Annotated in this window: 22 protein-coding genes; 9 read left to right on the forward strand and 13 right to left on the reverse strand. The window is 59.2% G+C overall.

Going from position 1 to position 24,932, the window contains the following annotated elements; translation table 11 throughout:
* From yidC to rpmH, 4 genes are all read right to left on the reverse strand, one after another.
* A partial coding sequence (gene yidC, locus QZ511_RS10645) for a membrane protein insertase YidC (RefSeq protein WP_295802295.1) occupies positions 1 to 1,632 on the reverse strand: 1,632 nt, incomplete at its 3' end.
* Between the two features lie 31 nt (positions 1,633 to 1,663).
* Entirely contained in the window at positions 1,664 to 1,909 is a 246-nt protein-coding gene (yidD, locus tag QZ511_RS10650; protein ID WP_295802296.1) for a membrane protein insertion efficiency factor YidD, read from the reverse strand.
* Positions 1,906 to 2,382, reverse strand: a complete 477-nt coding sequence (rnpA, locus tag QZ511_RS10655) for a ribonuclease P protein component (protein ID WP_295802297.1) — start codon at positions 2,380 to 2,382, stop codon at positions 1,906 to 1,908. The genes yidD and rnpA overlap by 4 nt, the downstream gene beginning before the upstream one ends.
* A 41-nt stretch (positions 2,383 to 2,423) precedes the next feature.
* Positions 2,424 to 2,558, reverse strand: coding sequence for a 50S ribosomal protein L34 (rpmH, locus tag QZ511_RS10660; protein WP_105102590.1), 135 nt, complete (start codon positions 2,556 to 2,558; stop codon positions 2,424 to 2,426).
* 591 nt (positions 2,559 to 3,149) lie between these two features.
* On the opposite strand from rpmH, the gene dnaA reads away from it, so the two are divergent.
* The 4 genes from dnaA to gyrB all read left to right on the forward strand — a co-directional run bounded on the left by dnaA (position 3,150) and on the right by gyrB (position 9,794).
* Positions 3,150 to 4,856, forward strand: a complete 1,707-nt coding sequence (gene dnaA, locus QZ511_RS10665) for a chromosomal replication initiator protein DnaA (protein ID WP_295802298.1) — start codon at positions 3,150 to 3,152, stop codon at positions 4,854 to 4,856.
* Positions 4,857 to 4,974: 118 nt separating this feature from the next.
* Positions 4,975 to 6,084, forward strand: a complete 1,110-nt coding sequence (gene dnaN / locus QZ511_RS10670) for a DNA polymerase III subunit beta (protein ID WP_295802299.1) — start codon at positions 4,975 to 4,977, stop codon at positions 6,082 to 6,084.
* Positions 6,085 to 6,228: 144 nt separating this feature from the next.
* Complete coding sequence (recF, locus tag QZ511_RS10675) at positions 6,229 to 7,329, forward strand: DNA replication/repair protein RecF (protein ID WP_295802300.1); 1,101 nt, start codon at positions 6,229 to 6,231, stop codon at positions 7,327 to 7,329.
* 44 nt (positions 7,330 to 7,373) lie between these two features.
* Positions 7,374 to 9,794 (forward strand): DNA topoisomerase (ATP-hydrolyzing) subunit B, encoded by a 2,421-nt coding sequence (gene gyrB / locus QZ511_RS10680; RefSeq protein WP_295802301.1) that lies wholly within the window; start codon positions 7,374 to 7,376, stop codon positions 9,792 to 9,794.
* A gap of 90 nt (positions 9,795 to 9,884) precedes the next feature.
* Here gyrB and QZ511_RS10685 read toward each other — a convergent pair whose 3' ends face one another.
* Complete coding sequence (locus QZ511_RS10685) at positions 9,885 to 10,352, reverse strand: GNAT family N-acetyltransferase (protein WP_295802302.1); 468 nt, start codon at positions 10,350 to 10,352, stop codon at positions 9,885 to 9,887.
* A 234-nt stretch (positions 10,353 to 10,586) separates the two neighbouring features.
* Here QZ511_RS10685 and QZ511_RS10690 point away from each other — a divergent pair, with 234 nt between their 5' ends.
* From QZ511_RS10690 to QZ511_RS10700, 3 genes are all read left to right on the forward strand, one after another.
* A complete protein-coding gene (locus QZ511_RS10690) occupies positions 10,587 to 12,749 on the forward strand; it encodes a TonB-dependent receptor (protein WP_295802303.1) in 2,163 nt (720 codons plus the stop codon).
* 163 nt (positions 12,750 to 12,912) lie between these two features.
* Positions 12,913 to 13,533 (forward strand): DUF2239 family protein, encoded by a 621-nt coding sequence (locus QZ511_RS10695; RefSeq protein WP_295802304.1) that lies wholly within the window; start codon positions 12,913 to 12,915, stop codon positions 13,531 to 13,533.
* Positions 13,534 to 13,634: 101 nt separating this feature from the next.
* The gene (locus tag QZ511_RS10700) at positions 13,635 to 14,066 is read left to right on the forward strand and encodes a DUF1330 domain-containing protein (protein WP_295802305.1); all 432 of its coding nucleotides are present in this window, start codon (positions 13,635 to 13,637) and stop codon (positions 14,064 to 14,066) included.
* Between the two features lie 19 nt (positions 14,067 to 14,085).
* On the opposite strand, the gene QZ511_RS10705 is transcribed toward QZ511_RS10700, so the two are convergent.
* The gene (locus QZ511_RS10705; RefSeq protein ID WP_295802306.1) at positions 14,086 to 15,282 is read right to left on the reverse strand and encodes a class I SAM-dependent rRNA methyltransferase; all 1,197 of its coding nucleotides are present in this window, start codon (positions 15,280 to 15,282) and stop codon (positions 14,086 to 14,088) included.
* Positions 15,283 to 15,523: 241 nt separating this feature from the next.
* On the opposite strand from QZ511_RS10705, the gene QZ511_RS10710 reads away from it, so the two are divergent.
* On the forward strand, positions 15,524 to 16,603 hold the full coding sequence (locus QZ511_RS10710) for a hypothetical protein (RefSeq protein WP_295802307.1): 1,080 nt from the start codon (positions 15,524 to 15,526) through the stop codon (positions 16,601 to 16,603).
* Between the two features lie 134 nt (positions 16,604 to 16,737).
* Here QZ511_RS10710 and QZ511_RS10715 read toward each other — a convergent pair whose 3' ends face one another.
* The 5 genes from QZ511_RS10715 to glyQ form a co-directional block, all read right to left on the reverse strand.
* Positions 16,738 to 17,688, reverse strand: coding sequence for a hypothetical protein (locus tag QZ511_RS10715; RefSeq protein WP_295802308.1), 951 nt, complete (start codon positions 17,686 to 17,688; stop codon positions 16,738 to 16,740).
* Entirely contained in the window at positions 17,688 to 18,026 is a 339-nt protein-coding gene (locus QZ511_RS10720; protein ID WP_295802309.1) for a helix-turn-helix transcriptional regulator, read from the reverse strand. The genes QZ511_RS10715 and QZ511_RS10720 overlap by 1 nt, the downstream gene beginning before the upstream one ends.
* 161 nt (positions 18,027 to 18,187) lie before the next feature.
* Complete coding sequence (gmhB, locus tag QZ511_RS10725; RefSeq protein WP_295802310.1) at positions 18,188 to 18,736, reverse strand: D-glycero-beta-D-manno-heptose 1,7-bisphosphate 7-phosphatase; 549 nt, start codon at positions 18,734 to 18,736, stop codon at positions 18,188 to 18,190.
* Between the two features lie 32 nt (positions 18,737 to 18,768).
* Positions 18,769 to 20,850 (reverse strand): glycine--tRNA ligase subunit beta, encoded by a 2,082-nt coding sequence (glyS, locus tag QZ511_RS10730; protein WP_295802311.1) that lies wholly within the window; start codon positions 20,848 to 20,850, stop codon positions 18,769 to 18,771.
* The gene (glyQ, locus tag QZ511_RS10735; protein ID WP_295802312.1) at positions 20,850 to 21,830 is read right to left on the reverse strand and encodes a glycine--tRNA ligase subunit alpha; all 981 of its coding nucleotides are present in this window, start codon (positions 21,828 to 21,830) and stop codon (positions 20,850 to 20,852) included. The genes glyS and glyQ overlap by 1 nt, the downstream gene beginning before the upstream one ends.
* A gap of 165 nt (positions 21,831 to 21,995) precedes the next feature.
* On the opposite strand from glyQ, the gene QZ511_RS10740 reads away from it, so the two are divergent.
* Positions 21,996 to 22,883, forward strand: a complete 888-nt coding sequence (locus QZ511_RS10740) for a lysophospholipid acyltransferase family protein (RefSeq protein WP_295802313.1) — start codon at positions 21,996 to 21,998, stop codon at positions 22,881 to 22,883.
* 43 nt (positions 22,884 to 22,926) lie between these two features.
* On the opposite strand, the gene QZ511_RS10745 is transcribed toward QZ511_RS10740, so the two are convergent.
* A complete protein-coding gene (locus QZ511_RS10745; protein WP_295802314.1) occupies positions 22,927 to 24,378 on the reverse strand; it encodes a TrkH family potassium uptake protein in 1,452 nt (483 codons plus the stop codon).
* Between the two features lie 15 nt (positions 24,379 to 24,393).
* On the reverse strand, positions 24,394 to 24,932 hold a 539-nt coding region (locus tag QZ511_RS10750), incomplete at its 5' end, for an NAD-binding protein (protein WP_295802315.1).

Consider the following 24,932-nt stretch of genomic DNA (forward strand, 5'->3'; position numbering starts at 1 on the left):
CAGGTTGTTGGCGATCCAGTACAGAACCAGGCCGGCCGGGAACCACAGGAAGAAGAAGGTCATCATCACCGGCATCAGCTGCATGATCTTCGCCTGGGTCGGGTCGGTGGGCTGCGGGTTCAGCTTCTGCATAAACCACATGGAAACCCCCATGATCACCGGCAGGATAAAGTAGGGGTCTTTCACCGACAGGTCGTGAATCCACAGGATCCAGGGTGCGTGGCGCAGTTCCACGGTCTCCATCAGCATCCAGTACAGTCCAATAAATACCGGCATCTGTAACAGGAGTGGCAGGCAGCCACCCACCGGGTTGATCTTTTCCTTGCGGTACAGCTTCATGGTCTCTTCCGCCAGTTTCTGGCGGTTGTCCTTGTATTGCTCCTGCAGCTTCTTCATCTGCGGGGCAAACTTGCGCATGCGCGCCATGGACTTGAGGCCTGCCGCCGACAGCGGGAACAGCAATGCCTTGATGAACACCGTGAGCAGGATGATGGACCAGCCCCAGTTGTCCACCAGGTGCTCGTGGATCCAGTGCAGTACGCGGAACATCGGTTTTGCCAGCCACCACAGCCAGCCGTAGTCCACGGTCAGGTCCAGGTACGGAGAGATTTTCTCCAGGCTGAACACGTCTTTGGGACCCGCGTAAAAAGCCGCTTCCACGGTGCCCTGCTGGCCGGGTTCGATACGCAGCTGCGGGCTGCTGAAGCCCATGCTGTAAAGACCGTTGTCGACCGGCTTCAGGGTGAAGGTGTTGCGTTCGGTCTGGTCGGGGACCCAGGCGCTCAGGAAGTAGTGCTGCACCATGGCAACCCAGCCACCCTCGATGGTTTCGGTGGTCGGCTTGTTGCGGATGTCTTCAAAGTCCTGCTTGAAGTAGTTTTCTTCACTGGTGTGCAGTGCCGCGCCGAGGAACGGGGACATGCCGATACCAACGTCCACCGGTGGCTCCAGGCTGTCGCGCACTATCTCGCCACACATGCCCGCGAGCAGCGGCTTGCTGCGACCGTTGTTCACAAGGTAGGCAACTTTTACCAGGTATTCACCGCGGGTGAAGGTAAAGCGTTTGGTGAAGGCGATGCCGTTCTGTTCCTGTTTCAGGTCCACGGTCACCGTATCCTTGCCTTCCTGCAGGGCATATTCGCTGGCGTCGCTGGTAAACAGCGGGCGGCCGGCGGAACAGTTGCCGTTGCCACCTACCAGGCCACTGCGGGACACATAGGTATGGCTGCGGGTCTGGTTGAGCAGGATCAGCGGGCGGTCGGGGGTGTTGAGCTGTTCATAGAACTTGCGCAGCGCGACCTTGACGATGTCACCGCCATTGGGGTCGATCAGCACGCTCAGGGTATCGGTTTCTACAGAAATCAGCTGCGCCGGGGTATTGCTGCCAACCTCGGGAATCGCACTGCCGGTGTCGTTCTGCGTTGCGGCAGTTCCCTGCGGTAGTTCTCCCGCGCCGGCTTCGGGGCGGGCGGCGCTGCTGGGCAGGGTATCGCCGTTGGCTTCGCTGTGGTTGACCACGGTTTTCTGGTCGATGGCGGGGGCGTGTTTCTCCTGGAATGCGTTCCACTGGTAAACCAGAGCCAGGAGGACGACGGCGATGCCGCCGACCAGCGTATAGCGTTGCCAATCCATTATTTTTGAAGCCTTGTCGCTGGGGCTGACGTTATTTTGTCGCCCGGGTGTCTGTTTGTTGTTGGGCGGGGGGGACGTGGTCCAGGCCGCCGGGATGCCAAGGGTGGCATTTTATAAGGCGGCGCAGGGTTAAATAACCCCCTTTCCAGAATCCGTGCGTTTTTAATGCCTCTTCCGCATATCGGGAGCAGGTCGGGTAGAAGCGGCACTGGTTGCCGATCCAGGGACTGGCAATCAGGCGGTAGAGGTGGATCAGTTTGATCGCGAGCCAGTTCACCGCACGCCTCCGGATTGCTGCGGCTTGCCGCCGCGGTGCCGCGGATTTTTCCGCTGGCGCCCCGAGTTGCGCCCGCCGGCAGCGGCGTTGTTCTGCGATTGCGGATTGCGCGCGCGCTGATCGAGCTTGCGCCACAGTTTGTTGAATATTTTTGCCAGCTCGTCTTTATCCAGTTCCGCGGCGCCGGGGCGGGCCAGGACTACCGCGTCCAGGGGAAACAACCGCTGCTGTTGCAGGCGAAAGGTTTCGCGGGCAATACGCTTGATGCAATTGCGGTCGGTGGCGTTGCGGACGTGCTTTTTGGCAATGACCAGACCCAGGCGCGGGTGGTCGAGCCCATTGGGGCGGGAGAGTATCAGGAATTGCGGCTGTGCCGCACGGACGGGAGCGTCGTCAAATACGGCCTTGTACTGGGCCGCATTGAGCAGCCGCAGCGGCTTGCCGAAAGCGAAGTCGCTGCGCGGGTGCTGCATGCTTTAGGTAAGTGTCTTAAGTTGCTCGCGAAGCGGCAGACTTAGGCACACAGAACCTTACGGCCTTTGGCGCGACGACGGGCCAGTACCTTGCGGCCGTTTTTGGTGGCCATACGGGCACGGAAACCGTGAGTGCGCTTGCGCTTCAGGTTGCTGGGCTGGAATGTACGTTTCATTGTATTACTACCTGGAGTTATGTCCTGGAATAAAGCGAATCTGGACCGCCTGCGGCAAAAACCTTTCCCCGACTCCCTTCCTTATATAAGCACGGAAACCGGCCCATGTAAGGCGGCGCATACTGGGGAATGGCGGTTATGCGCTGCGAAGGCGGCGGATTGTATAGAAAGGCAGCAGCCAAAGCAATGGAATTCAGGCGTGCCGCGATGAATTTTCCCGCTCGGCCCCCTGCACTGTGGGGTAATGGTTCGGCTTTTCCTTTTATAGGGCAGATATCATGCGATGGGTATTTTCTGGCGTTGCTGCTGCAAGTTTCTGTATTTGCGGGGTTAATAAAAAGAGTGCACTTTTTGGTCCCATGATATCCACAGATTGCTGTGGATAACCTGTCCCGGCACCCAGCTGGTTTTGTATGATAGTTGGTCAAGTGTCTGAAATAGCGAGGGTTTTTATCGCTTTGCGCTGGTGTCTGCGGGATTTTACTGTGGATAACCGAGCGGGCGATCTGTATACTTGTCCCCATCTATTGAGGCTTCTGCCGGCATTTTCTGCCAGCGCTTTTCGGCCTCATTTCTTTTTTGGGGGGTTCCTTGTCTGATTCCGTTTGGAAGCAGTGTGCTGCCTGTTTGCAGGACGAGCTGCCGCCGCAGCAATTCAGTACCTGGATCAGGCCGCTGCGGGTCAGTGATGATTCCGGCAGTGGCGAGCTGCGCCTGATTGCGCCCAATCGATTCATCCTGAACTGGGTGAGCGATAAGTATCTCGATCGCATCCGCGAGTTGTGTCAGCAATTCAACGGCGGCCAGGCATTGCTGGTCGAGTTGCTGGCAATGGATCGGCGCGCGTCGCGCTTTCGTCGCAACCTGAGTGCCGGCGAGGCCCAGGCTTACGGGCGCGGGCATACCTCGGTCGCTCCGTCGCATTCCCAACCTCAGTCCCAGCCGGCACCGGCGGATTTTGGCGGTGGCTTCGGCAGCGCCGGGCACGGCGGCGCAAATGGTGCAGGCGGCAGTTACGGAGGTTCCGTATCCGCTGCGGTTCCCGCGGGGCACCAGGAAAGTGGCGCTGGCCGCTTTGGTGACGGGCGCGGCGTGGCACCGGTGCGGGCTTCCGAGGCGGTGGATCCGCACCTGAACCATGCAGCGGCGGAAGAGGCCTCGGCGGATTCGCTGACGGCGGCGGAACGGTTGCCGGCGGACCTGCGAGCTGCGGATGCGCCGGTGCAGGCGGCGATACCTGCTCCGCGCAAGGTAGAGGTTGAGGGGGCCATCAAGCATGGCAGCGCCCTCAATACCGGCTTTACATTCGCTTCCTTTGTTGAAGGTAAGTCCAACCAGCTGGGCTTGGCGGCGGCGCAGCAGATTGCGGACAACCCGGGTGGCGCCTACAACCCGTTGTTTATCTACGGCGGGGTGGGGCTGGGCAAAACCCACCTGATGCACGCGGTGGGCAATGCGCTGGTAGAGCGCAACCCGAATGCCAAGGTTGTATACCTGCATTCCGAGCGCTTTGTGGCGGACATGGTGAAGGCCCTGCAGCTGAATGCGATCAGCGACTTCAAGCGCTATTACCGCTCGGTGGATGCGCTGCTGATCGATGATATCCAGTTTTTTGCCGGCAAGGAGCGCTCCCAGGAAGAGTTTTTCCACACCTTCAACGCGCTGCTCGAGGGCGGTCAACAGATCATTCTTACCTGTGACCGCTACCCCAAGGAGATCGATGGTCTTGAGGAGCGGCTCAAGTCCCGTTTTGGTTGGGGTTTGACGGTGGCGGTAGAGCCGCCGGAGCTGGAAACCCGGGTGGCGATCCTGATGAAAAAGGCGGAGCAGGTGGGTGTCGACCTGCCGCACGATTCGGCGTTTTTCATTGCCCAGCGTATCCGCTCCAATGTACGCGAACTGGAAGGCGCGTTGCGGCGCGTAATTGCCAACGCACAGTTCACCGGTCGCGCCATTGACGATATTCTGGTGCGTGAGGCGTTAAAGGACCTGCTGGCGCTGCAGGACCGGCTGGTGAGTGTGGACAATATCCAGCGGGTTGTCGCTGAATACTACAAAATCAAGGTCGCGGACCTGCTGTCCAAGCGGCGCAGTCGTTCGGTTGCGCGCCCGCGGCAGGTGGCCATGTCGCTGGCCAAGGAGCTGACCAACCACAGCCTGCCGGAGATTGGCGACGCCTTTGGCGGCAGGGATCACACGACGGTACTGCACGCCTGCCGCAAGATTCGCGAACTGCAGGAGTCTGACGGAGATATTCGCGAGGATGTACGCCTGCTGACACGCTCGCTGACTACGTGATAGATATGAGTCATCTGCAGGCTGTCCCGTGTGGCGGCTGCGTTTTTTGATAATTATTCCGGCGATGGTTCCTTTCGTTGCCGGCGAGAACAACAACAGACTGGATCAAGGCAAGAATATGAAATTTAGCGTAAGCCGGGATGCCCTGTTAAAGCCGTTGCAGCTGGTTGCCGGCGTGGTGGAGAAGCGCCAGACCTTGCCGGTGCTGGCGAACGTGTTGCTGCAGCTGCAGGGGCAGGAGCTGTCCCTGACCGGGACCGATCTCGAGGTAGAGATCGTCGGTCGCCTGAACCTGGAGGGCCCCGCGGAAATGGAAGGGGAGGTCACGGTACCGGCGCGCAAGCTCCTGGATATCTGTCGTTCCCTGCCGGATGGTGCGGAACTCAAGTTCGAGCGCGATGGGGAGCGCCTTATCCTGCGCAGTGGTCGCAGCCGTTTCCAGCTGTCCACGCTGCCCGCCAGCGATTTTCCGAACCAGGAGGAAACCAGTGCGCAGAGCCGGTTCAGCATCTCCCAGCGCGAGATTCGCCGCCTGATCGAGGCCACCAGCTTCGCCATGGCGCAGCAGGATGTGCGCTATTATCTGAATGGTTTGTTGCTGGAGTGTCGCCCGCAGCAGCTGCGTGCCGTGGCTACCGACGGTCACCGCCTGGCTCTGTGTGACCGGGATGCGCCGGGCCTGAATGTATCGGCACCGATCCAGGCCATTGTTCCGCGCAAGGGTGTGCTTGAGCTGGCTCGACTGCTGGAAGATACCGACGAAAGTGCCGAGGTAGTGCTCGGTAACAATCATATTCGGGTCAATAGCGGGCAATTTACCTTTACCTCCAAACTGGTAGACGGCAAATTCCCGGATTACGAGCGGGTACTGCCTCGCAGTACCGGTAATGAGATCTTCGCCGAGCGCCTGGCCCTGCGTCAGGCATTCCAGCGCGCCGCCATCCTTTCTAACGAGAAGTACCGCGGTGTGCGGCTGCAGGTGTCCGAAGGTTTGCTGCAGATAGTGGCAAACAACCCGGAGCAGGAGGAGGCCGAGGAGCAACTGGTGGTTGATTACCACGGAGATGCCCTGGAGATCGGATTCAATGTCGGCTATCTGCTCGACGTTACCGGTGCAATTCACAGTGAGCAGATTCGCATTGGTCTGGGCGACGCCAATAGCAGTGCGCTGTTGCAGCAGCCCGAAGAGGGTGACGCTCTGTATGTGATCATGCCGATGCGTCTCTGATTGTCAGTTTGGTGTGCGGGGCGGACGATAATGTTGTATGCAGTAAGTCCCGCTATTCATGACGTTTAAATTCGATTGAAGCCGTGGGTTTTCTGGATCCACGGCTTTTCTAGTTAAAGACCAGGCAGTTTTTCAGGAGTGCTCTTGGCACTGAAGCGGGCGGTACTATCCGGTTTTCGGAATATCTCTTCGGCAGATATGACGTTTGCTCGTGGCACCAACCTTTTGTGTGGTGTGAACGGCAGCGGCAAGACGTCGGTGCTGGAGGCCATTCACATGCTCGGTACCGGTCGCTCGTTTCGCTCGCGCAAGAACCAGTCCGTTATCCAGTATGAGCGGGAGGCCTTGACGGTATTCGGGCAGCTCGATAGCGGTGTTGCCCTGGGGGTCGAGAAGCGACGCGATGGTAACGGGCGTATTCGTATCAACCAGACCGCGGCCGAGAGCAGTTCACAGCTGGCGGCGTGCCTGCCGCTGCAGGTGATCAATAGCGAGAGTTTTGCCGCTCTGGATGGTGGTCCCGGGGTTCGCAGGCAGTTGTTGGACTGGACAGTGTTCCACGTGGAACATCAGTTTGCCAGCCACTGGAAAAGCTATCAAATTGCACTTCGTCAGCGAAATGCGCTGCTTCGTCGTGGTAAAATCGACACAAATCTGATCGCGCCCTGGGAAGAGCAGCTCACCAAGAGTGGCAACTTGGTCGATTCACTTCGCCGGAGAATATTCGAGCTATTGCGTGAGCGTTTTCTGGAAAAGATTTCAGAGTTGCCACAAGCACCGCTAAACGGGCTGCGTATGGATTATCGCAGTGGCTGGCGGAAAGACCTGTCCCTGGTAGAAGCGCTGGCTGAGTCCCGGCAGGGCGATACGGAGCAGGGGTTTACCCGCGTTGGCCCTCACCGTGCGGATCTTAGATTTACGCTCCAGGGGCAGGACGCACATGTCGTACTGTCCCGGGGGCAGCAGAAAATGGTCGTTTGTGCGCTGAGAGCCGCAATGGCAGAGGTGCTGGGTACGGAGCGGCGGGCGATATTTCTCGTGGATGACCTGCCGTCGGAGCTGGATAGCGCTAACCAGCAGCTTCTGGCGGGATGGATCAGTCGCTGTGCCAGCCAGGTGTTTGTGACGGGTATAGAGGCTGAAGTCACAGCCAGGCCATGGGTCGCATTGGATAGCCCCTGGGATACGCCGGCCATGTTCCACGTGGAACATGGGGTGATCGTCCCGCGGGACAAGAATATATAGTCTGAATTGCCTGGCGAATACCGCCGGCCTAATGGAGCAACAGAATGTCGCAAGAGAATAACTACGATTCCAGTAGCATCAAGGTACTCAAGGGCCTGGATGCGGTGCGCAAGCGCCCGGGAATGTATATCGGCGATACCGACGACGGCACCGGTCTGCACCACATGGTGTTCGAGGTCGTGGATAACTCCATTGACGAAGCCCTGGCGGGCCACTGTGATGAAATTCGCGTGACCATTCACCCGGATGAGTCGGTAAGCGTGTCCGATAATGGCCGCGGAATTCCCACGGAAATGCATCCGGAAGAGGGGGTTTCCGCCGCAGAGGTCATCATGACCGTGCTGCACGCCGGTGGTAAGTTCGACGACAATACCTATAAAGTCTCCGGTGGCCTTCACGGCGTCGGTGTCTCGGTGGTAAATGCCCTGTCCGAAGAGCTGAAATTGACCATCCGCCGGGGCGGTAAGATCCACGAGCAGGTATACCGCCACGGCGTGCCGGATGCACCGCTGGCTGTGGTCGGCGATTCCGATACCACCGGTACCTCGGTACATTTCAAGCCCTCCGCCGATACTTTCACGAATATCGAGTTCCATTTTGAGCAGTTGGCCAAGCGCCTGCGCGAGCTGTCATTCCTCAATTCCGGTGTCCGGATCGTGCTGCGCGACGAGCGCAGTGGCAAGGAAGAGGTTTACGAATACGAGGGTGGTCTGCGGGCCTTTGTGGAGTTTCTCAATCAGAACAAAACTCCGATTAACAAGGTGCTGCATTTCCAGAACCAGCGCGAAGACGGTATTGCGGTTGAGGTCGCCCTGCAGTGGAACGACTCCTTCCAGGAAAATATCTACTGTTATACCAACAATATTCCCCAGCGCGACGGCGGCACCCACCTGGCGGGCTTCCGCGCGGCACTGACCCGCGGCCTGAATAACTACATTGAGAAAGAGGGGGTGGGTAAAAAGGACAAGGTAAGCACCACCGGTGATGACGCCCGTGAAGGCCTCACCGCAATTATTTCCGTGAAAGTGCCGGATCCGAAGTTCTCCTCCCAGACCAAGGACAAACTGGTTTCCTCCGAAGTGAAACCTGCGGTAGAGCAGGAAATGGGGCAGTCCTTTAACGACTATCTGCTGGAAAACCCCCAGGAAGCCAAGGCTGTGGTGGGCAAGATGATCGACGCCGCGCGCGCCCGGGAAGCGGCCCGCAAGGCCCGCGAAATGACCCGGCGCAAGGGTGCTCTGGACATCGCCGGCCTGCCGGGCAAGCTGGCGGACTGCCAGCAGAAAGACCCCGCCCTGTCCGAACTGTACCTGGTGGAGGGTGATTCCGCCGGTGGATCCGCCAAGCAGGGCCGTGATCGCCGCACCCAGGCGATCCTGCCGCTCAAAGGTAAAATCCTTAACGTGGAGAAGGCGCGCTTCGACAAGATGTTGTCCAGCGCCGAGGTGGGGACCCTGATTACTGCCCTCGGTTGCGGCATTGGCAAGAGCGAGTTCAACCCGGACAAGTTGCGCTACCACTCCATCATTATCATGACGGACGCCGATGTGGATGGTGCGCACATCCGCACCCTGTTGCTGACCTTCTTCTTCCGCCAGATGCCGGAACTGATCGAACGCGGACATATCTTCATTGCCCAGCCGCCACTGTACAAAATCGGCAAGGGCAAGCAGGAGCAGTACCTGAAGGACGAGGCCGCGCTGACCCAGTTCCTCACCAATGCCGCCCTGGAAAGCGCCACACTGTTTGTAAACCCGGAGGCCCCGGGGCTATCCGGCACCGCGCTGGAAACCCTGGTAAAAGAATATCGCGCGGTAATGGCAACCATCGATCGGCTGTCGCGGCTGTACCCGCAACAGGTGCTGCAGAGCATGGTTTACCTGCCCAGCGTCAAAGCCGAAGACCTGCAAAACCGCGAGGCGATGGAAGCCTGGACCGGCAAAATGCAGGCCCTGCTGGAAAAAGAGGCAGATGGTGGCGGTCGTCGCCACACGGTACGTGTCGCCCACGACGATGAGCGCGACCTCTACCTGCCGGCGGTGGATATCGTTGCCCACGGTGTCAGCAGCCAGTACCAGATCAGCCACGAATTCTTCGAGTCCGCGGAGTATCGCGCAATCTGTGCACTGGGCGAAAAGATGCAGGACTTGCTGGAAGAGGGCGCCTATATCCAGCGCGGCGAGAAGCAGCAGCCGGTGGCCAGTTTCCCTGAAGCCCTGGCCTGGCTGATGAACGAGAGCCGTCGCGGCTACAGCATCCAGCGCTACAAGGGCCTGGGTGAAATGAACCCGGAGCAGCTGTGGGAAACCACCATGAACCCGGAAACCCGCCGCATGCTGCAGGTTACGGTGGAAGACGCCATTGCCGCAGACCAGATCTTCACCACCCTGATGGGCGACCAGGTGGAACCCCGACGGGAATTCATCGAGAGCAACGCCCTGGCGGTGGAAAACCTGGACGTGTAATTTTCTCGGACCAATTATCCACCCGTCATGCAAAACCCGGTAAGGCAGCGCCTTACCGGGTTTTTTACTGTCTGCCCATCGCTTCGGCCCTCAGGCAATCCGGCAACGCATTACCAGCTCATCCTGGTTTGCTGCCTGGCGATAGTGGCGGGAAACTTCCACGAATCCGTGTTGTTGCAGGAAATAGCGGCCCCCGAGGTTTTCTTCCAGCACCGCAGTCTGCAGTTGTAGCTTGCCGAATTTTGCCTGATTGATGAGGGCACTGCCGACCCCGCGCCGCTGCGCAGAGGGTGAGACAAACAGTGCCTCTACCTGGCCGTCACCGGTAATTGTCACCAGTCCTTCCGCAATGTCCGAGCCTGGCAGGGTGTACACCCAGTGGGTAACAGCTGGTTCGCCCCAGCGTCCCCTGCGCAGGGCAACAAGCAGTTGCCGCCGAATATCGCGTTTCCCCTCATTCCAAAACCTTGGGGGCAGGCTGGGATGGCTGTTGCAGGCAAGGTGTAACCAGAGCTCAAGCAGTCGGTTTACATCGGCCTTTTGAAGCGGTCTTAACATGAAATCTCCGTCTGGGGCGCAGATGTAATGCCAAATCCTAATCTCGGATACCACTGGATCCCACCGAGATCGAAGTAAGTGAGCGCTTACTACATTGGTTGGCCAGCCGTTGTACCGAGAGGTGCCAGTTGGTGAGCTGGTGCGTGTTACAGGTACTGACAAATATAAAATAAAAAAATATAATCATTCTCATTACGAAAAATGATGATGAGTATCTTAAGGACGAAAGAGCCAATGCACCGATTTATCCTGCATCCCATTAGCCTCGCTCTTGCGGCGGCGGTCACTACCACCGGTGCCACCGCCGCCGACACGGAAGTACTGGAAACCATCTCGGTACTGGGGAATAGCGAACAAATTGTGAAGCTGCCCGGTTCCGCCCACCTGGTAAGCGCCGAAGATCTGGAGAAGTTCGAGTTCGTCGACATCAACCGCATGATGCGCGCGGTACCCGGCGTCTATCTGCGGGAGGAGGACGGTTACGGTCTGCGCCCGAATATCGGTATACGCGGTGCCGACGGCGGCCGTTCCAGCAAGGTCTCGCTGCTGGAAGATGGTGTGCTGGTGGCGCCGGCACCGTATGCGGCACCGGAAGCCTACTACTTTCCCACCGCGGGGCGACTGCACCAGATCGAAGTACTCAAGGGCCCGGGTACACTGAAATACGGTCCATTTACCGTCGGTGGCGCGGTCAATATGCTCAGCACCCCGATTCCCGATGCCGCGCAGGGGAGTGTGCAACTGGAGGCGGGCCAGTTTGGCGAGAACCGGCTGCACACCTACTACGGCAGCAGCACCGGCACCGCCGGCTGGTTGCTGGAGACGCACCAGCAGCGGGCCGGCGGCTTCCGTGAAATCGATGGTGCCGGCAGTGCCGACATTGCCAAGCAAGACTATGTGCTGAAAGGTCGCGTGAAATCCGCCGCCGACGCCGCCTACGCGCAGCAGCTGGATATCAAGCTGCAGTATTCAGAGGAAGAGTCCGGGATGAGCTATCTGGGACTTACCGATGCCGATTTTGCCGCGGATCCGAACCGCCGCTACGGTATCAGTGCCCTGGATGAAATGCAGAACCGTCACAGTACCCTGCAGCTGAATCACACGATTGCCCTGAGCGATAACTTCAGCCTTAACACCCAGGCCTATTACAACAAGTTCAAGCGCGACTGGTTCAAGGTTGGCCTCGGCGGCTTGATCGCCGACGCCAACGGTGGCGATGCCTTCGCGCAGTCGGTGCTCGACGGCGACGCGGACTACGATTTTGGTATCAAGCACAACAACCGCAAGTACGAGTCGCGCGGTGTGCAGGTGAGTGCCGACTGGCAGCTTGTCACCGGCGTTATCGCCCACGAGTTGGAAATCGGTCTCCGCCGCCACCGGGACGAAGTGGACCGCTTCCAGCCCACCGAAAACTACCGTCAGATCGATGGCGCCCTGGTGTTCCAGAGCATCAGTGAGCCCAGCGCAAGCAACAACCGGGTGGAAGACGCCGATGCCACATCCTTCTTTGTATATGACCAGATTCAACTGGCAGAAAAGCTCGCGCTGACCGCGAGCCTGCGCTACGAGGATGTGAGCACCGCACAGCAGCGCTACAACGACGTGGAGCGCAGCGAAGCGGGCAGCAGCAAGTCCAACCGGGTCGACGAATGGTTGCCGGGTCTGGGTGCAGTTTACGAGTTGACCCCACAATGGGCACTGCTTGCCGGCGTCCACCGCGGCTTTGCGCCGCCGGGAGCGGGGGCCGACGACGGAATCGGTGCCGAGCTCTCCACCAACTACGAGTGGGGCGCACGCTTCAACCGCGGCGATCTGCACGCGGAGGTGATCGGGTTCTTCAGCGACTACGAAAACACGGTTCAGAACTGCTCCATCGCTGTGCAGTGCCCGAACGGTGCCGACAGTGGCAGCTATCAACTGGGTGAATCGGAGATCCGTGGCATTGAAGCGAGCCTCGGCACCCAGTGGGCGCTTGCAGGCGGCTGGCTGCTGCCGTTGACCGCAACCTACACCTGGACCGACGCGGAAATTACCCGCGACAGTGACGCCGGCGACCTGCTGGCAGGGGACAATTTCGCTTACCTGCCGGAAAACGTGTTTGCCCTCACCGCCGGTATCGATAGCGGTGCCGCCTGGCGCCTGGACCTGACAGCCGCCTATCAGGATGAAATGTGTGTCAACAACGCCTGCAATCGCGGCAATACCGGTGTGACCGATTACACCGAGTCCCTGTGGGTGGTGGACGCAGCAGCCCATTACGACTTCAGTGAAGACCTGAGTGGCTACCTGAAGGTGGACAACCTGCTCGACGACCAGGCCATTATCAACCGGGCACCGGATGGCGCACGGGGTAACCGGCCGCGCACCGCCGCGGTGGGCATGAAATTCCGTTTCTAGGGCTTATCCACGACGCCCAAGCACCAAAACCCCGGCCTGGCCGGGGTTTTTTATGCGCCACATAAATATTTTTACCCGGGTGATATTGTAATTTAAATTTTACCCGGGTATAAATAGTTCGCCGCGTATCAAGCGGCCCGCCCTTAAATCAGGAACACCGGTTATGTCTGAACTGAATCCGTCACATCCCCAGCACTGTATCGCGTTTCTCGGCAGCGGATGCCTGGCCCGGGGGCCGGCGCAACAGGTTGTCGCCACGCTGCTGGAAAAAGTCGCCAAAGCGGATCTGCCCCAGGTGCTGATTTTCGACAGTGAAGACAGTCAACTGATCGAGCTGGATCTGCGACTCAGCCCGCAGCAGCTGCTCGCCCGGTTCACCAGCGCCGAGGTGTCGCCGGCAATTGAAGCCGAGGAAGCTGAAGAGGCGCCAAAGCGACGCGGTCGACCCAAACTCGGGGTGGTTTCAAAGGAAGTCACCCTGTTGCCAAGGCACTGGGAATGGCTCCAAACCCAGCCGGGCGGCGCTTCGGTAGCGCTGCGCAGGCTGGTGGAGCAGGCCAGAAAGGCGGGCGCGGAACAAGACCGCGTGCGCCGGCGCCAGGCATCCTGTTATCGCTTTATGCAGGCCATGGCCGGAGACCGCCCCAATTTTGAAGAGGCCACGAGAACCCTGTACGCGAGGGAGGGGGCGCTATTTGAACGGGAAATTGCCAGCTGGCCGCAGGATATCCGCAGCCATGCCGCCGAACTCGCGGCTGAGGTATTTGGCCACGGCCAGGGGTAATCCCGGTCATGGCCTGTAGCGGCAGCATTCGCCGAAACTAACTACCGCCCCTGTACCTTTCCGGGGCGACCACGCTGGAAAACACCCCAGGGAGAACTGCAATGGAAACTGGATTTATCGAGCCCACAGACGCATCCGCCGCGGCGATGTTCAAACGCGGATTGCAGGGCGAGGTGCTCATGCTCAACCTGCTGCGCTTCCGCGAGCAGGCAGACTACAGTGATTTTCCCGAGCTGGCGCCGCAACAGCCACTGACTGGCTACGGCGCTTACAAGAAATATATGGCGCATGCGGGCCCGCTGCTGGAGCGCCGCGGTGGCGAAGTGCTGGTGGCCGGAGAGGGCGGCAACTACTTTATCGGCCCACAGGACGAGCAGTGGGACATGGTATTGCTGGTACGCTATCCGGACCAGGCTACGTTTCTCGCCTTCGCCAGCGACGAGGAATATCTGGCGGGACTCGGCCACCGCACCGCGGCACTGGCAGACTCGCGCCTGTTGCCGATCAAGCCCAAGGGGCCTGCCGCCAACTGACCGAAACACCCCCGCGGGTTCAGCCCGTCGCCAGGTGCACGAAATGCGCTTTCAGGTAGCGGGTCTCGGGAATCGACGGGTGCACCGGATGGTCGGCGCCCTGGCCGCCGCTGCCGATAATTGAAATGGATTTTTCCAGGTGGCGTCCGGCGCCGCGCAGGATGTCCAGCAGCGTATCCGACTCCAGGTGCATGGAGCAGGATGCGCTTACCAGCAAGCCATTCTTTTCCAGCATTCGCAGCGCCAGTTCGTTGATATGGCGGTAGGCGGCCTCGCCGGATTTCTGGTCTTTCTTGCGTTTGATGAACGCGGGAGGGTCCAGCACGATGGCGTCGTAGCGTTCACCGCTGGCGATCAGTTCCTTCATGGCGTCGATCGCCTTGCCCTGAATGGTAATCAGGTCGTCCTGGCGTTTGTTCAGCGCGGCATTTTCTTCGCACCAGTCGAGCGCCTGTGCCGAGGCATCCACGCAGGTGACCTCGCGCGCTCCGTTAGCAAGCGCTTGCACACCCCAGCCGCCGGCATAAGAGAAAAGGTCCAGCACGCGCTGTCCCTTTACCCACTGGTTGAGGCGCGCGCGGTTGTCGCGGTGGTCGTAAAACCAGCCGGTTTTTTGCCCCTGGTAAACCGGCGCCAGCAGTGCCACGCCGTTTTCCTCAAACGGTACCATCTGCGGAACCTCGCCGTGGGCCACCTCGCAGATCTCCGGCAGTTCCTCCACCATGCGACCCTGGTGATCGTTGCGCAGCAGGATCCCGTGCGGTTTTACCAGCGCTACCAGGGTGTCGACGATTTCCGTCAACAGTCGTTCCATCCCCCAGCTGCTGACCTGCACCACCAGGTAATCCCCGAAGCGGTCCACCACCAGCCCGGGCAGGCCGTCGGAGTCGCCATACACCATGCGGTAACTGGGATGGGGGAAATAGCGCTCGCGCAGGGCGAGGGCAGTTTGCAGGCGTTGCCTGAGCTGTTTCGCAGTAAAGGGCCCCTTGCGGGAAACCAGTCGCGCGCAGATCAGCTGGTTCGGATTCACCAGCGCAAATCCCAGGCTCTTTTCCCTGCTGTCGAGAATCTCACACTGGCTGCCGGGCTCCAGCCCTTTCAGCGGGCTGCGCTTGGTGTCCACCTCGTTGCTGTAAATCCACAGATGGCCCATTTTCAGGCGGCGTTCGGCGCGGGGGTTGAGAATCAGTTGCTGCACGGTGGAACTCCACATTACGAGATTGGCTGGGGGCGCCATTGTTGGTGTCCGGTGGGTGGAATACAAGTATTAAAAATGCGCATACCCACTGGCTAACCATAGCGAAGATGGAAGCGCAAAGACGGAGCTAACTGACGCAATGGACGCGGGTGGCGCCGCGCCGATAGCTTCTGTGCGGGCGCCGTACACCGCTGGGCTAAAGTTTATGGTGATGCATGTACAAGCAACACCCGGGCACAACGCAATGAATCCGCGAATGGCTGCAGTGACCATCCTGGTAATGTCGATAAGCACGTCGGTACTCGCGGCGGGGAAAATCGTCGACCGGAGAAACCACGAGGTTTACATCGGTGACCTGAATGAGGATTCCCGCGCGGACCTGTTTGTCCGGCAGTTTGACGTGGAATATGAACTGGAGGGGCAGGGCGACGACACCTATGAGACCACCATGAGGTCGATGGTCCTGGTTCAGCGCAGCGATGGTACCTTTGAGGCCCGCGCGGATCTGGCGGAATGGCAGTGGCAAAGCCTGAAGACCTGGGACAAAACCACCATTGAAATGATATCCATGGATTTCAATGAAAACGGTTTGTTTGACTACCTGTTGGAGGACGTTGACAAATACATAGAGAATCTTCCCGACCAGCTGCTGATTGCAAACGAGAATGGCTCGGGGCTACCGTCGCAACTCATTCCCATCACGGAAAATATCAGAAAGATTTTTGCTGAATTTTATGCTGGCAGCTATGACCCGGATTATTTTAATCAGTATGGGGTGCCGCTATTCGAAACAAAATCAAACGCGGAAGTTTTCCGTATACCGGTCACTTGTGGGGGGGCAGAGACAAATATAGATACACAGCTGAAAGCGATGACGGCTGACTTCAGCAACCGCGCCAGTATAGCGAGACTGGTGGAACAGGTGGCAACCGCCTGTGTGGCTAAACTCGGAGTCACCGCAAAAATTCGCTATCGCGAAAAAGAAATTACCTGGCAAGAAAAAAAACAGGTCGGTGTCGATACATCCAGGTTCAGTCGCGATGCGATGGACCTGGTCCTGGTAATGCGAGCGGCGAGAAAAAAGTGGTCCTTTGAAAAAGAGGATCCGGACCGGCTGATCATAAAATCAATACTGGAGCGCGTCTTTGGCATAAATATGCTGGAAGGGCCCGAGCAGGGAACTATAGAAGAATTAAGGGGGTTATATTCTACCCTCGGTTATATGGGCCGACGATATAGATTCCAGCAGGGGGCGGGGTTCTACCAATGCCCCTATGAATACAACGGACAACTGGTGAACAAGTGCTACCAGAGAAATACGGGAACCGGGGGATAGCTGTGGGAAGCCGGGCGGCGCTAGGGCTACGGGGGTAACCGGAGAAAAAATCCGAGAACTGCGCGAGGTCTTCGAATACCGCGGTTTCTCCCAGCGCTGGATCCGGCTCCTGAATCAGAATTTGCAGGGTGTCGTCACCTACCATAGCGGGCTCGCAACAATCTGCGCATGTCGTGCCACAGGTCCCGAGCGCTCAATACGAGCGCCACCAGCACCCCGGCCTGCCAAATGCCCTGGGGCAATACCCAATGATCCACGCCCGCTGCGTGCCATTGAATCGCAAATGTCTCTTGTAAGCCGAATAACAGCACGAGAAGTAGCAGCCAGTAACCGTGGATGGTCGCGCTCAGCAAAATTTTGCTGCGGGTCCAGTAAGGCAGTAGCAGTTTCCACGCTGCCATCAAAGCACCTGCACCCAGGGCAATATTGATCCACGGCAACAGCCCGCGCAGTTGTTCCGCCAGAATCAGTTCAATCCCGGCAAAGGAGGGTTGTACCAGCGAAAACAGATTGTTTAGCCAGCCCGCACACAACAGTATTGCCACCAGTTCGATGCCGCTGTCGAACTGCCCAATGTTATGGCCGCCTCCGGCGACGCGGGGCAGGCTGCGGGGGTCCCACTTGCCAAACGCATTACTGAAACTGAGGCTCTCGCCGGTAAAGTAAAAGCCGAGAGTAATCCAGGCAAACGCCTGCAAGGCGGCGTTTGCCGTCGCAAACAGCCACCGCCACACGGCACCGAAGAAATCCGGCTGTGGCGCCCCGAGCAGTGGCAGCGCAAGTGCTACGCCATTAACGATTGCAATCAACAGGATCACCCACTTCAGGACCTGCAGGTAGAGTGGAAACAGGGCTTCACTTACCTGTGTCCTGCGCGGACGAAAAGCGGCCGCCACCTGCATCGGGTGCCCGCGACGCTTCAGGAGTGCAGCAATCTCAAGTTCCCCGGGGGCGCGCCCCAGCGTTTCACTCAGATCATCATATTCATCCTGCAGCCCGGAATAGAGTTCATTGCCTACGTCTTCCCGGAGGGATTGCGGCAGGTAGGTCTTCACGTTGTCCACGTAGCGTTGCAGTAATTCCATTACCCTTCCTCTCCAAGTTGATCGATCGACCGATTGAGCTTGTACCACTCTGCGGTCATCTGTTTCAGTGCCAATTCGCCGTCGCTGCCCAACCGATAGAAACGCCGTCTTCTTCCTTCCTGTACTTTCCAGTTGCTGGTCAGCAGTCCCTGCTGCTCCAGTCGTCGCAACAGGGGATACAGCGTCCCTTCATCCATTTCGAGGCCCTTTTCCGCGAGCAGTTTGCGCAGCGAATAACCGTAGTGGGGCGTCTTGAGCGAACGCAGCACCGCGAGGATCAGTATTCCGCGGCGCATCTCCATGGTGAGTTTGTTAAGCCTTACCGGTGTCAGTGTCACCCCAATCCCCTGGTTACTGTGTGATACACAGTAAATACTATGCCGCACACAGTATGTGTGGCAAGTCGGGAATAGCTGAGGGCAGTGGGGAAGAGAAAAGTGTGTCGTAGCAGAGCTTGCCTCACCCGGGGGCGCGAAGATGCCGAGCTATCGGCAAGGAGTTAACGCAGAATAAAGTCTGTAAACTGCGCCAGATCGTCGAATACCGCGGTTTCTACCAGTGCTGGATCCGGCTCCTGAATCAGCGTCTGCAGGGTGTCCTCACCGCGCCCGGTCTTTACCAGCACCGGTTTGCAACCCTTGGCCACCGCACACTGGAGATCCTTGCGTCGGTCGCCGACAAAATAACAGTCGTGCAGGCTGGTATCGAATTCCGCTTCGATCGCATCCAGCAGCCCGGTTCTGGGTTTGCGACAGCGGCAGTTGTCGTCGTCGCTGTGAGGACAGTAAAAAATTGCCGCGATCTCGCCGCCGGCGTCTTCCACCAGCGCCCGCATTTTCGCGTGCATGGCTTCCAGGTCGTCGAGATCGAAATGGCCGAGGGCAAGGCCGCTCTGGTTGGTGGCCACCACCAGCTGGTGGCCCGCCTGGCTGAGTTGCGCCATGGCCTCGATACTCCCGGCAATCGGCAGCCACTCGTCCGCACTGCGGACATGGTTGTCCGAGTGCTGATTGATGACGCCGTCGCGATCGAGAATGATTAAAGCCATGGCACTGTTGTCACCTGAATAAACGCAACCGGTTACTTCGCCGGCGCCAGCAGTGAAATGTCAGCCACTTCCAGGAACAGTGCGCGCAGCTGTGCCAGCAGTGCCAGGCGGTTGTTGCGCAGCTGCTCGTCGTCTGCCATCACCATGACGTCGTCAAAGAAGTTGTCGACGGTGGTGCGCAGCCCGGACAGGCCGGCCAACCCTTCCTCGAAACGCGCTTCCCGATACAGCGGCGCCACCGCATCTTCCGCATCGCGGATTGCGGCAAACAGCGCTTTTTCCGCATCCTCCTGCAGCAGTGCCTGGTCCACGGTACTGGGGGCCGGGCCCTCCAGCTTGGCGAGGATGTTCGACACCCGCTTGTTGGCGGCGGCCAGCGCTCCCGCTTCCGGCAGGTGGCTGAAGCTGTGTACCGCATTCACCCGGTTGTCGATATCCAGCGGGCGCGACAGGTTGCGCGCGGAAACGGCGAGGAACACTTCCGCCTTGATGCCGGCGTCTTCATAGCGGGCTCGGAAGCGCTCGATCATGTAGGCCAGGGTCTGTTCCACTACCGTGTCGTGCTCCGCCAACGCGGTGCGCGGATAGCCATCGCGGGCCAGGGTCAGCAGGTCGCGCAGGTCCAGGTCGATATTTTTTTCCACCAGGATACGCAGTACACCCAGGCTGGCGCGACGCAGGGCGAAGGGATCGCGGGAACCGCTGGGCGGCTGGCCGATGCCGAAAATACCTACAAGGGTATCGATGCGATCCGCCAGCGCAATGATGGTGCCGGTTTCGCTGGCAGGCAGTTCGTCGCCGGCAAATTTCGGCATGTACTGCTCGTACATGGCCTTGGCCACATCCAGCGGCTCGCCGTCATTTTCTGCGTAGTAGTAACCGGCAATGCCCTGCATGTCCGCAAACTCGAACACCATTTCGGTGACCAGGTCGGATTTGCACAGCTGGGCGGCGCGCTGGGCGAGGGCGGAATCGCCGGCAATTTTATCCGCAATCGCTGCGGCAAGTTTGGCCAGGCGTTCGGTCTTGTCGTACACCGTGCCCAGCTTTTGCTGGAATACGATGGACTTGAGTTTTTCCCGGCGCGCTTCGAGACTGATTTTTTTGTCGGTCTCGAAGAAGAAAGCGGCATCGGACAGGCGCGGGCGGATTACCCGCTCGTTGCCTTCAATCACCTGCTTGGCATCGGCGCTTTCGATATTGGAAACCGTAATAAAGAACGGCATCAGGTTGCCGTCCTCGTCCACCACGTGGAAGTATTTCTGGTGCTCCTTCATGGAGGAAATCAGCGCTTCCGCGGGCACTTCCAGAAAACGTTTTTCAAAACGACCGGTGAGCGCCACCGGCCACTCCACCAGCGCGGTAACTTCGTCCAGCAGCTCGTCGTCAATGACTGCCTCGCCGTTGACGTTGTTGGCTTCCGCCTGCACCTGTTCGCGAATCATTTCGCGGCGCTCGGCAAAGTCCACCACCACGTAACCGGGGTCGCGCAGCTGTTGCACATAGTCGTTCGCCGAGGACACCGCGAGTTCGCGGTTGCAGTGGAAGCGGTGGCCGCGGGTGGTGCTGCCAGCCTGCTTGCCCAGCACCCGGGTATCGACCACTTGGTTGCCGAACAGCATCAGCAGCCACTGCACCGGGCGTACGAATTCTTCCTTGCGCGCGCCCCAGCGCATGCGCTTGGGGATCGGCAGTTTTGCCAGGGACTGGCTGACGATATCGCCGAGCAGGCTGGTGGTCGCTTCGCCTTTCTGTTCGCTGATAAATGCCAGGCGCTCGCCCTTGTCGGTTTGTACCCGCGCCAGCTGGTCCACGCTGACGCCGGCGCCACGGGCGAAACCTTCCGCGGCCCTGGTGGGCTTGCCGTCCTTGTCGAAGGCGGCGGCCACTGCCGGGCCGTGTTTCTCGATCTGTTTGTCCTGCTGCTGCTCCGCCAGGTCGCGCACCGCCACGGCGAGGCGACGGGGGCTGGCGTAGGCCTTGATTTCGCCGTATTCGAGTTCGGCGTCTTTCAGCCCCTGTTCGATACCGTCGGCGAAGGCCTGCATCAGTTTGTGCAGGGCTTTGGGGGGCAGCTCTTCGGTGCCCAGCTCAACCAGAAAATCCTGAGCCATTACTTCTTCTCCTTCTGCGCTTCCAGTTGGGCCAGTACTTCTTTACGGAGGGACTCTTCCGCCAGCGGGAAGCCGAGGGCGTGGCGCGCGTCAAAATAGGCCTGGGCCACCGCGCGCGCCAGGGTGCGCACCCGCAGGATAAAGCGCTGGCGTTCGGTGACGGAAATGGCGTGGCGCGCATCCAGCAGGTTGAACGCGTGGGAAGCTTTCATTACCTGCTCGTAGGCCGGCAGTGGCAGGCCCAGCTCGATCAGGCGCTGGCTTTCGCGCTCGCAGTGATCGAAGGTGTTGAACAGGAATTCCACATCCGCGTGCTCGAAGTTGTAGCGGGACATCTCCACTTCATTCTGGTGGAACACGTCGCCGTAGGTCACCGGAGTGCCGTCGGCATTGCGGGTCCACACCAGGTCGTAGATGGACTCGACCCCCTGCAGGTACATGGCGATACGCTCGATACCATAGGTGATCTCACCGGTCACCGGGTAGCACTCGAGGCCGCCCACCTGCTGGAAGTAGGTGAACTGGGTGACTTCCATACCGTTCAGCCACACTTCCCAGCCGAGGCCCCAGGCGCCCAGCGTGGGGGATTCCCAGTTGTCCTCAACGAACCGGATGTCGTGCACGGTGGGGTCGATGCCCAGTGCCCGCAGGCTGTCCAGGTAGAGTTCCTGGATGTTGTCCGGGGACGGCTTCATCACCACCTGGTACTGGTAGTAGTGTTGCAGGCGGTTGGGGTTTTCGCCGTAGCGGCCGTCGGTGGGGCGGCGGCAGGGCTGTACATAGGCCGCATTCCAGGTTTCCGGGCCGATGGAGCGCAGGAAGGTGGCCGGGTGGAAGGTGCCGGCGCCCACTTCCATATCCAGAGGCTGTAGAATGACGCACCCCTGGCGCGCCCAGTACTCCTGCAGGGTGAAAATCAGGCCCTGGAAGGTGCTCAGGTCCTGTTTACTCGCAGGACTTGCAGTTTGTTGCTCGGACACCGCTATCTCCGATATCAGCTGGGTGAAAAGACAAGGGGCGCAATTATAGCGGCAGCGGGTTGCGCACTAAACAGCGGCCGCGGAATTCGTGTCGATAAAACGACCATACTGCGAAGATAGATAGAATTTGGGGCTGGTACCCGGTAGCAGAAGGATGTAGAGGCGTTGGATATCAAAGGGCAACTGGCAGCGGGTGCGTTGAAACTGGTGGGAGCGCTGCCCCTGCGCTGGTCGCGCCGGCTCGGTGGGTTGGTGGGCTATGTGGCCGCCACTACGGGCAGCGACAGCCTGCGGATCAGCCGCATCAACCTGGCGCGCTGCTATCCGGCCATGTCGCACAAGCAGCGGCAGCGCCTTGCCCGCGAGAGTGTGGTGAATACCGCCATGACCGGGTTCGAGGTTGCCAGTCTGTGGCGCCAGCCCTGGAGCCGCGCGGAAGATGCTATCGTGCGGGTGCGCAACCAGCAACTGCTCACCGATGGGGTGGAAGAGGGCCGCGGCGTGCTGGTGCTGGCGCCGCATATCGGCAACTGGGAGATCTTCGGCCAGTATCTGGCCACCGTTGGCCCCACCACCAGTCTCTACGCGCCACCCAAAATTGCCGCGCTGGATCCGGTAATCCGCGCCGGCCGCGAATCCACCGGCGCCAACCTGGTGCCCACCAATGTGCGCGGTGTGCGCTCGCTGCTCAAGGCACTGAAGGCCGGAGAAATTGTCGGGGTACTGCCGGACCAGGAGCCGGACGAAACCGGCGGCGACTTCGCGCCGTTTTTCGGCCAGCCAGCGCTCACCATGACCCTGGCCTACAACCTGATCCAGCGCACCGGTTGCAAGGTGGTGTTCGGTTTTGGCAAGCGGGTAAAGGGCGGTTTTGAACTGGTGTTGCTGCCCGCGGAACAGGCGATTTACAACGAAGAGCAGAAGGTCTCCCTGGCAGCACTCAATCGCGGTGTCGAAGCCTGCATAGCGGAAGCACCGGAACAGTACCAGTGGGAATACAAGCGCTTCCGTCGCCAGCCGGAAGGCAAGAGCAGGATTTACCAGAAAAAATAATCCGCAATTACTTTCCTGTGCCCGCGAAAAATTTTTGGAAAATTCAGTGCTTCCAGAACGCGGGCGTCAACAGCACCAGCAGGGTGAAAATTTCCAGCCGCCCCATCAACATCGCGAGAATCAGAAAACACTTGGCCACTTCATTGACCGAGCCGTAGTTTGCCGAGGCTTCGCCGAGCCCGGGGCCGATATTACTGAGGCAGGACGCCACGGTGGAAAAAGCGGTAACGAAGTTTTCCCCGGTGGCCATCACCGCGATGGTGAGCACAAAAAACGACAGAATATAAACCGCAAAAAATCCCCACACCGCATCCGTCACCCGCGCGGGTACTATCTTGCGATTGACCTTGATCGGCACCACCGCATTTGGATGCACCAGCCGGTTCAGCTCGCGCAGGCCGGATTTCATGATCAGCATAACCCGCACCGATTTGATACCACCGGAAGTGGAGCCGGCACAGGCACCCATAATGCCCACCATCAACAAGATGTAAGGCAGAAATGCCGGCCACACGGAGAAGTTTTCGGAACCGAAACCCGCGGTGGTACCGATGGACACCACCTGGAATACGCCGTGCAATATGCTGCTGTTCAGGTCGAAGGTACCGGTACCCCACAGGTAGCCGACGATGACAAGGCACGCAATAACGGTGACCCAGATATAGAAACGGAATTCGGAATCCTGCCAGTAGTGCTTGAGGGTCCGGTTGCTGAAAGCAAAAAAGTGCAGGCCGAAGTTGATGCCGGCGGTGAGCATAAAAATGATGGCGATCACCATGATTGCATGGTTGTGGGCATAAAAACCCATGCTCGCATCGTGGGTGGAAAAGCCACCGTTGGCCACGGTGGCGTAGGAATGGCAGATGGCGTCGAACAGGGTCATGCCCGCCCACCAGTAACCCAGCGTACAACACACCGTAAGAATGATGTAAATCACAAACAGCGCGCGCGCGGTCTCCGCAATACGCGGCGTGAGTTTGGTGTCTTTTACCGGACCCGGGGTTTCCGCTTTGTACAGCTGCATACCACCGATACCCAGCATCGGCAGGATTGCCAGTGCGATCACGATCACGCCGATACCGCCGAACCACTGCAACTGTTGCCGGTAGTAGAGAATCGCCGGCGGCAGAGCGTCGAGACCGACGATGGTGGTGGCGCCGGTAGTGGTGAGGCCGGATATGGATTCGAAGATTGCATCCACGGTACTGAGGTGTGGCTGTGGGCTGATGATCAGCGGCAGGGCACCGAAGCTGCCCAGTACCAGCCAGAAGAAGGAAGTCACCACAAAGCCGTCGCGGGTACGCAGGTCCTGTTTGAGATCGTGTACCGGCAGCCACATAAACAGGCCGGTGAGGATGGTGATGCCGAAAGCCACGCTGAACGCGATATGGGTGCCGTCTTCATACCACAGCGATACCCCGATCGGAGGCAGCAGAGTGAGGCTGAACACCGTCAGCAGAATTCCGAACACCCGTGCAATGACTGCCAGTCGCATCTGGATCTACCGCCCTCAGAAGAAACTGAAGCCGACCTGGAACAGCTGTTCCACGTGGCGGGTGTGACGGCGGTCGACGAGGAACACGATCACGTGGTCGTCGGTTTCCACCACAATATTGTCGTGGGCGATCAGTACCTGGCTCTCGCCATCTCTTTCGCGAACGATGGCACCGATGGAGGCGCCCTCCGGCAGGTCGATATCCTCGATTTTTTTCCCCACCACCTTGGAGGTGCGGTTGTCGCCGTGGGCGATTACTTCAATCGCTTCTGCGGCGCCGCGGCGCAGGGAGTGCACGTTGACCATGTCGCCGCGGCGCACGTGGGTGAGCAGGCTACCGATGGTGTTCTGTTGCGGCGAGATGGCGATGTCGATCTCGCCGCCCTGCACCAGGTCCACATAGGCCGGGTTGTTGATCAGGGTCATCACCTTGCGCGTACCGAGCCGCTTGGCCAGCAGGGAGGCCATGATATTGGCTTCGTCGTCGTTGGTAAGGGCCAGGAATACGTCGGTGTCTTCGATATTTTCTTCCAGCAGCAGGGCCTGGTCGGAAG

It is taken from the genome of uncultured Microbulbifer sp., from assembly GCF_913055755.1.
Taxonomy (GTDB): Bacteria; Pseudomonadota; Gammaproteobacteria; order Pseudomonadales; family Cellvibrionaceae; genus Microbulbifer.

Bases quoted from the DNA above. Each gene is read 5' to 3' on its own strand.
- QZ511_RS10745 (WP_295802314.1), bottom strand. From the start codon at position 24,378: ATGCGACTGGCAGTCATTGCACGGGTGTTCGGAATTCTGCTGACGGTG.
- QZ511_RS10700 (WP_295802305.1), top strand. From the start codon at position 13,635: ATGGAAACTGGATTTATCGAGCCCACAGACGCATCCGCCGCGGCGATG.
- glyS (WP_295802311.1), bottom strand. From the start codon at position 20,850: ATGGCTCAGGATTTTCTGGTTGAGCTGGGCACCGAAGAGCTGCCCCCC.
- QZ511_RS10685 (WP_295802302.1), bottom strand. From the start codon at position 10,352: ATGTTAAGACCGCTTCAAAAGGCCGATGTAAACCGACTGCTTGAGCTC.
- gmhB (WP_295802310.1), bottom strand. From the start codon at position 18,736: ATGGCTTTAATCATTCTCGATCGCGACGGCGTCATCAATCAGCACTCG.
- rpmH (WP_105102590.1), bottom strand. From the start codon at position 2,558: ATGAAACGTACATTCCAGCCCAGCAACCTGAAGCGCAAGCGCACTCAC.
- QZ511_RS10705 (WP_295802306.1), bottom strand. From the start codon at position 15,282: ATGTGGAGTTCCACCGTGCAGCAACTGATTCTCAACCCCCGCGCCGAA.
- QZ511_RS10690 (WP_295802303.1), top strand. From the start codon at position 10,587: ATGCACCGATTTATCCTGCATCCCATTAGCCTCGCTCTTGCGGCGGCG.
- QZ511_RS10695 (WP_295802304.1), top strand. From the start codon at position 12,913: ATGTCTGAACTGAATCCGTCACATCCCCAGCACTGTATCGCGTTTCTC.
- gyrB (WP_295802301.1), top strand. From the start codon at position 7,374: ATGTCGCAAGAGAATAACTACGATTCCAGTAGCATCAAGGTACTCAAG.
- rnpA (WP_295802297.1), bottom strand. From the start codon at position 2,382: ATGCAGCACCCGCGCAGCGACTTCGCTTTCGGCAAGCCGCTGCGGCTG.
- QZ511_RS10715 (WP_295802308.1), bottom strand. From the start codon at position 17,688: ATGGAATTACTGCAACGCTACGTGGACAACGTGAAGACCTACCTGCCG.
- dnaN (WP_295802299.1), top strand. From the start codon at position 4,975: ATGAAATTTAGCGTAAGCCGGGATGCCCTGTTAAAGCCGTTGCAGCTG.
- QZ511_RS10710 (WP_295802307.1), top strand. From the start codon at position 15,524: ATGGCTGCAGTGACCATCCTGGTAATGTCGATAAGCACGTCGGTACTC.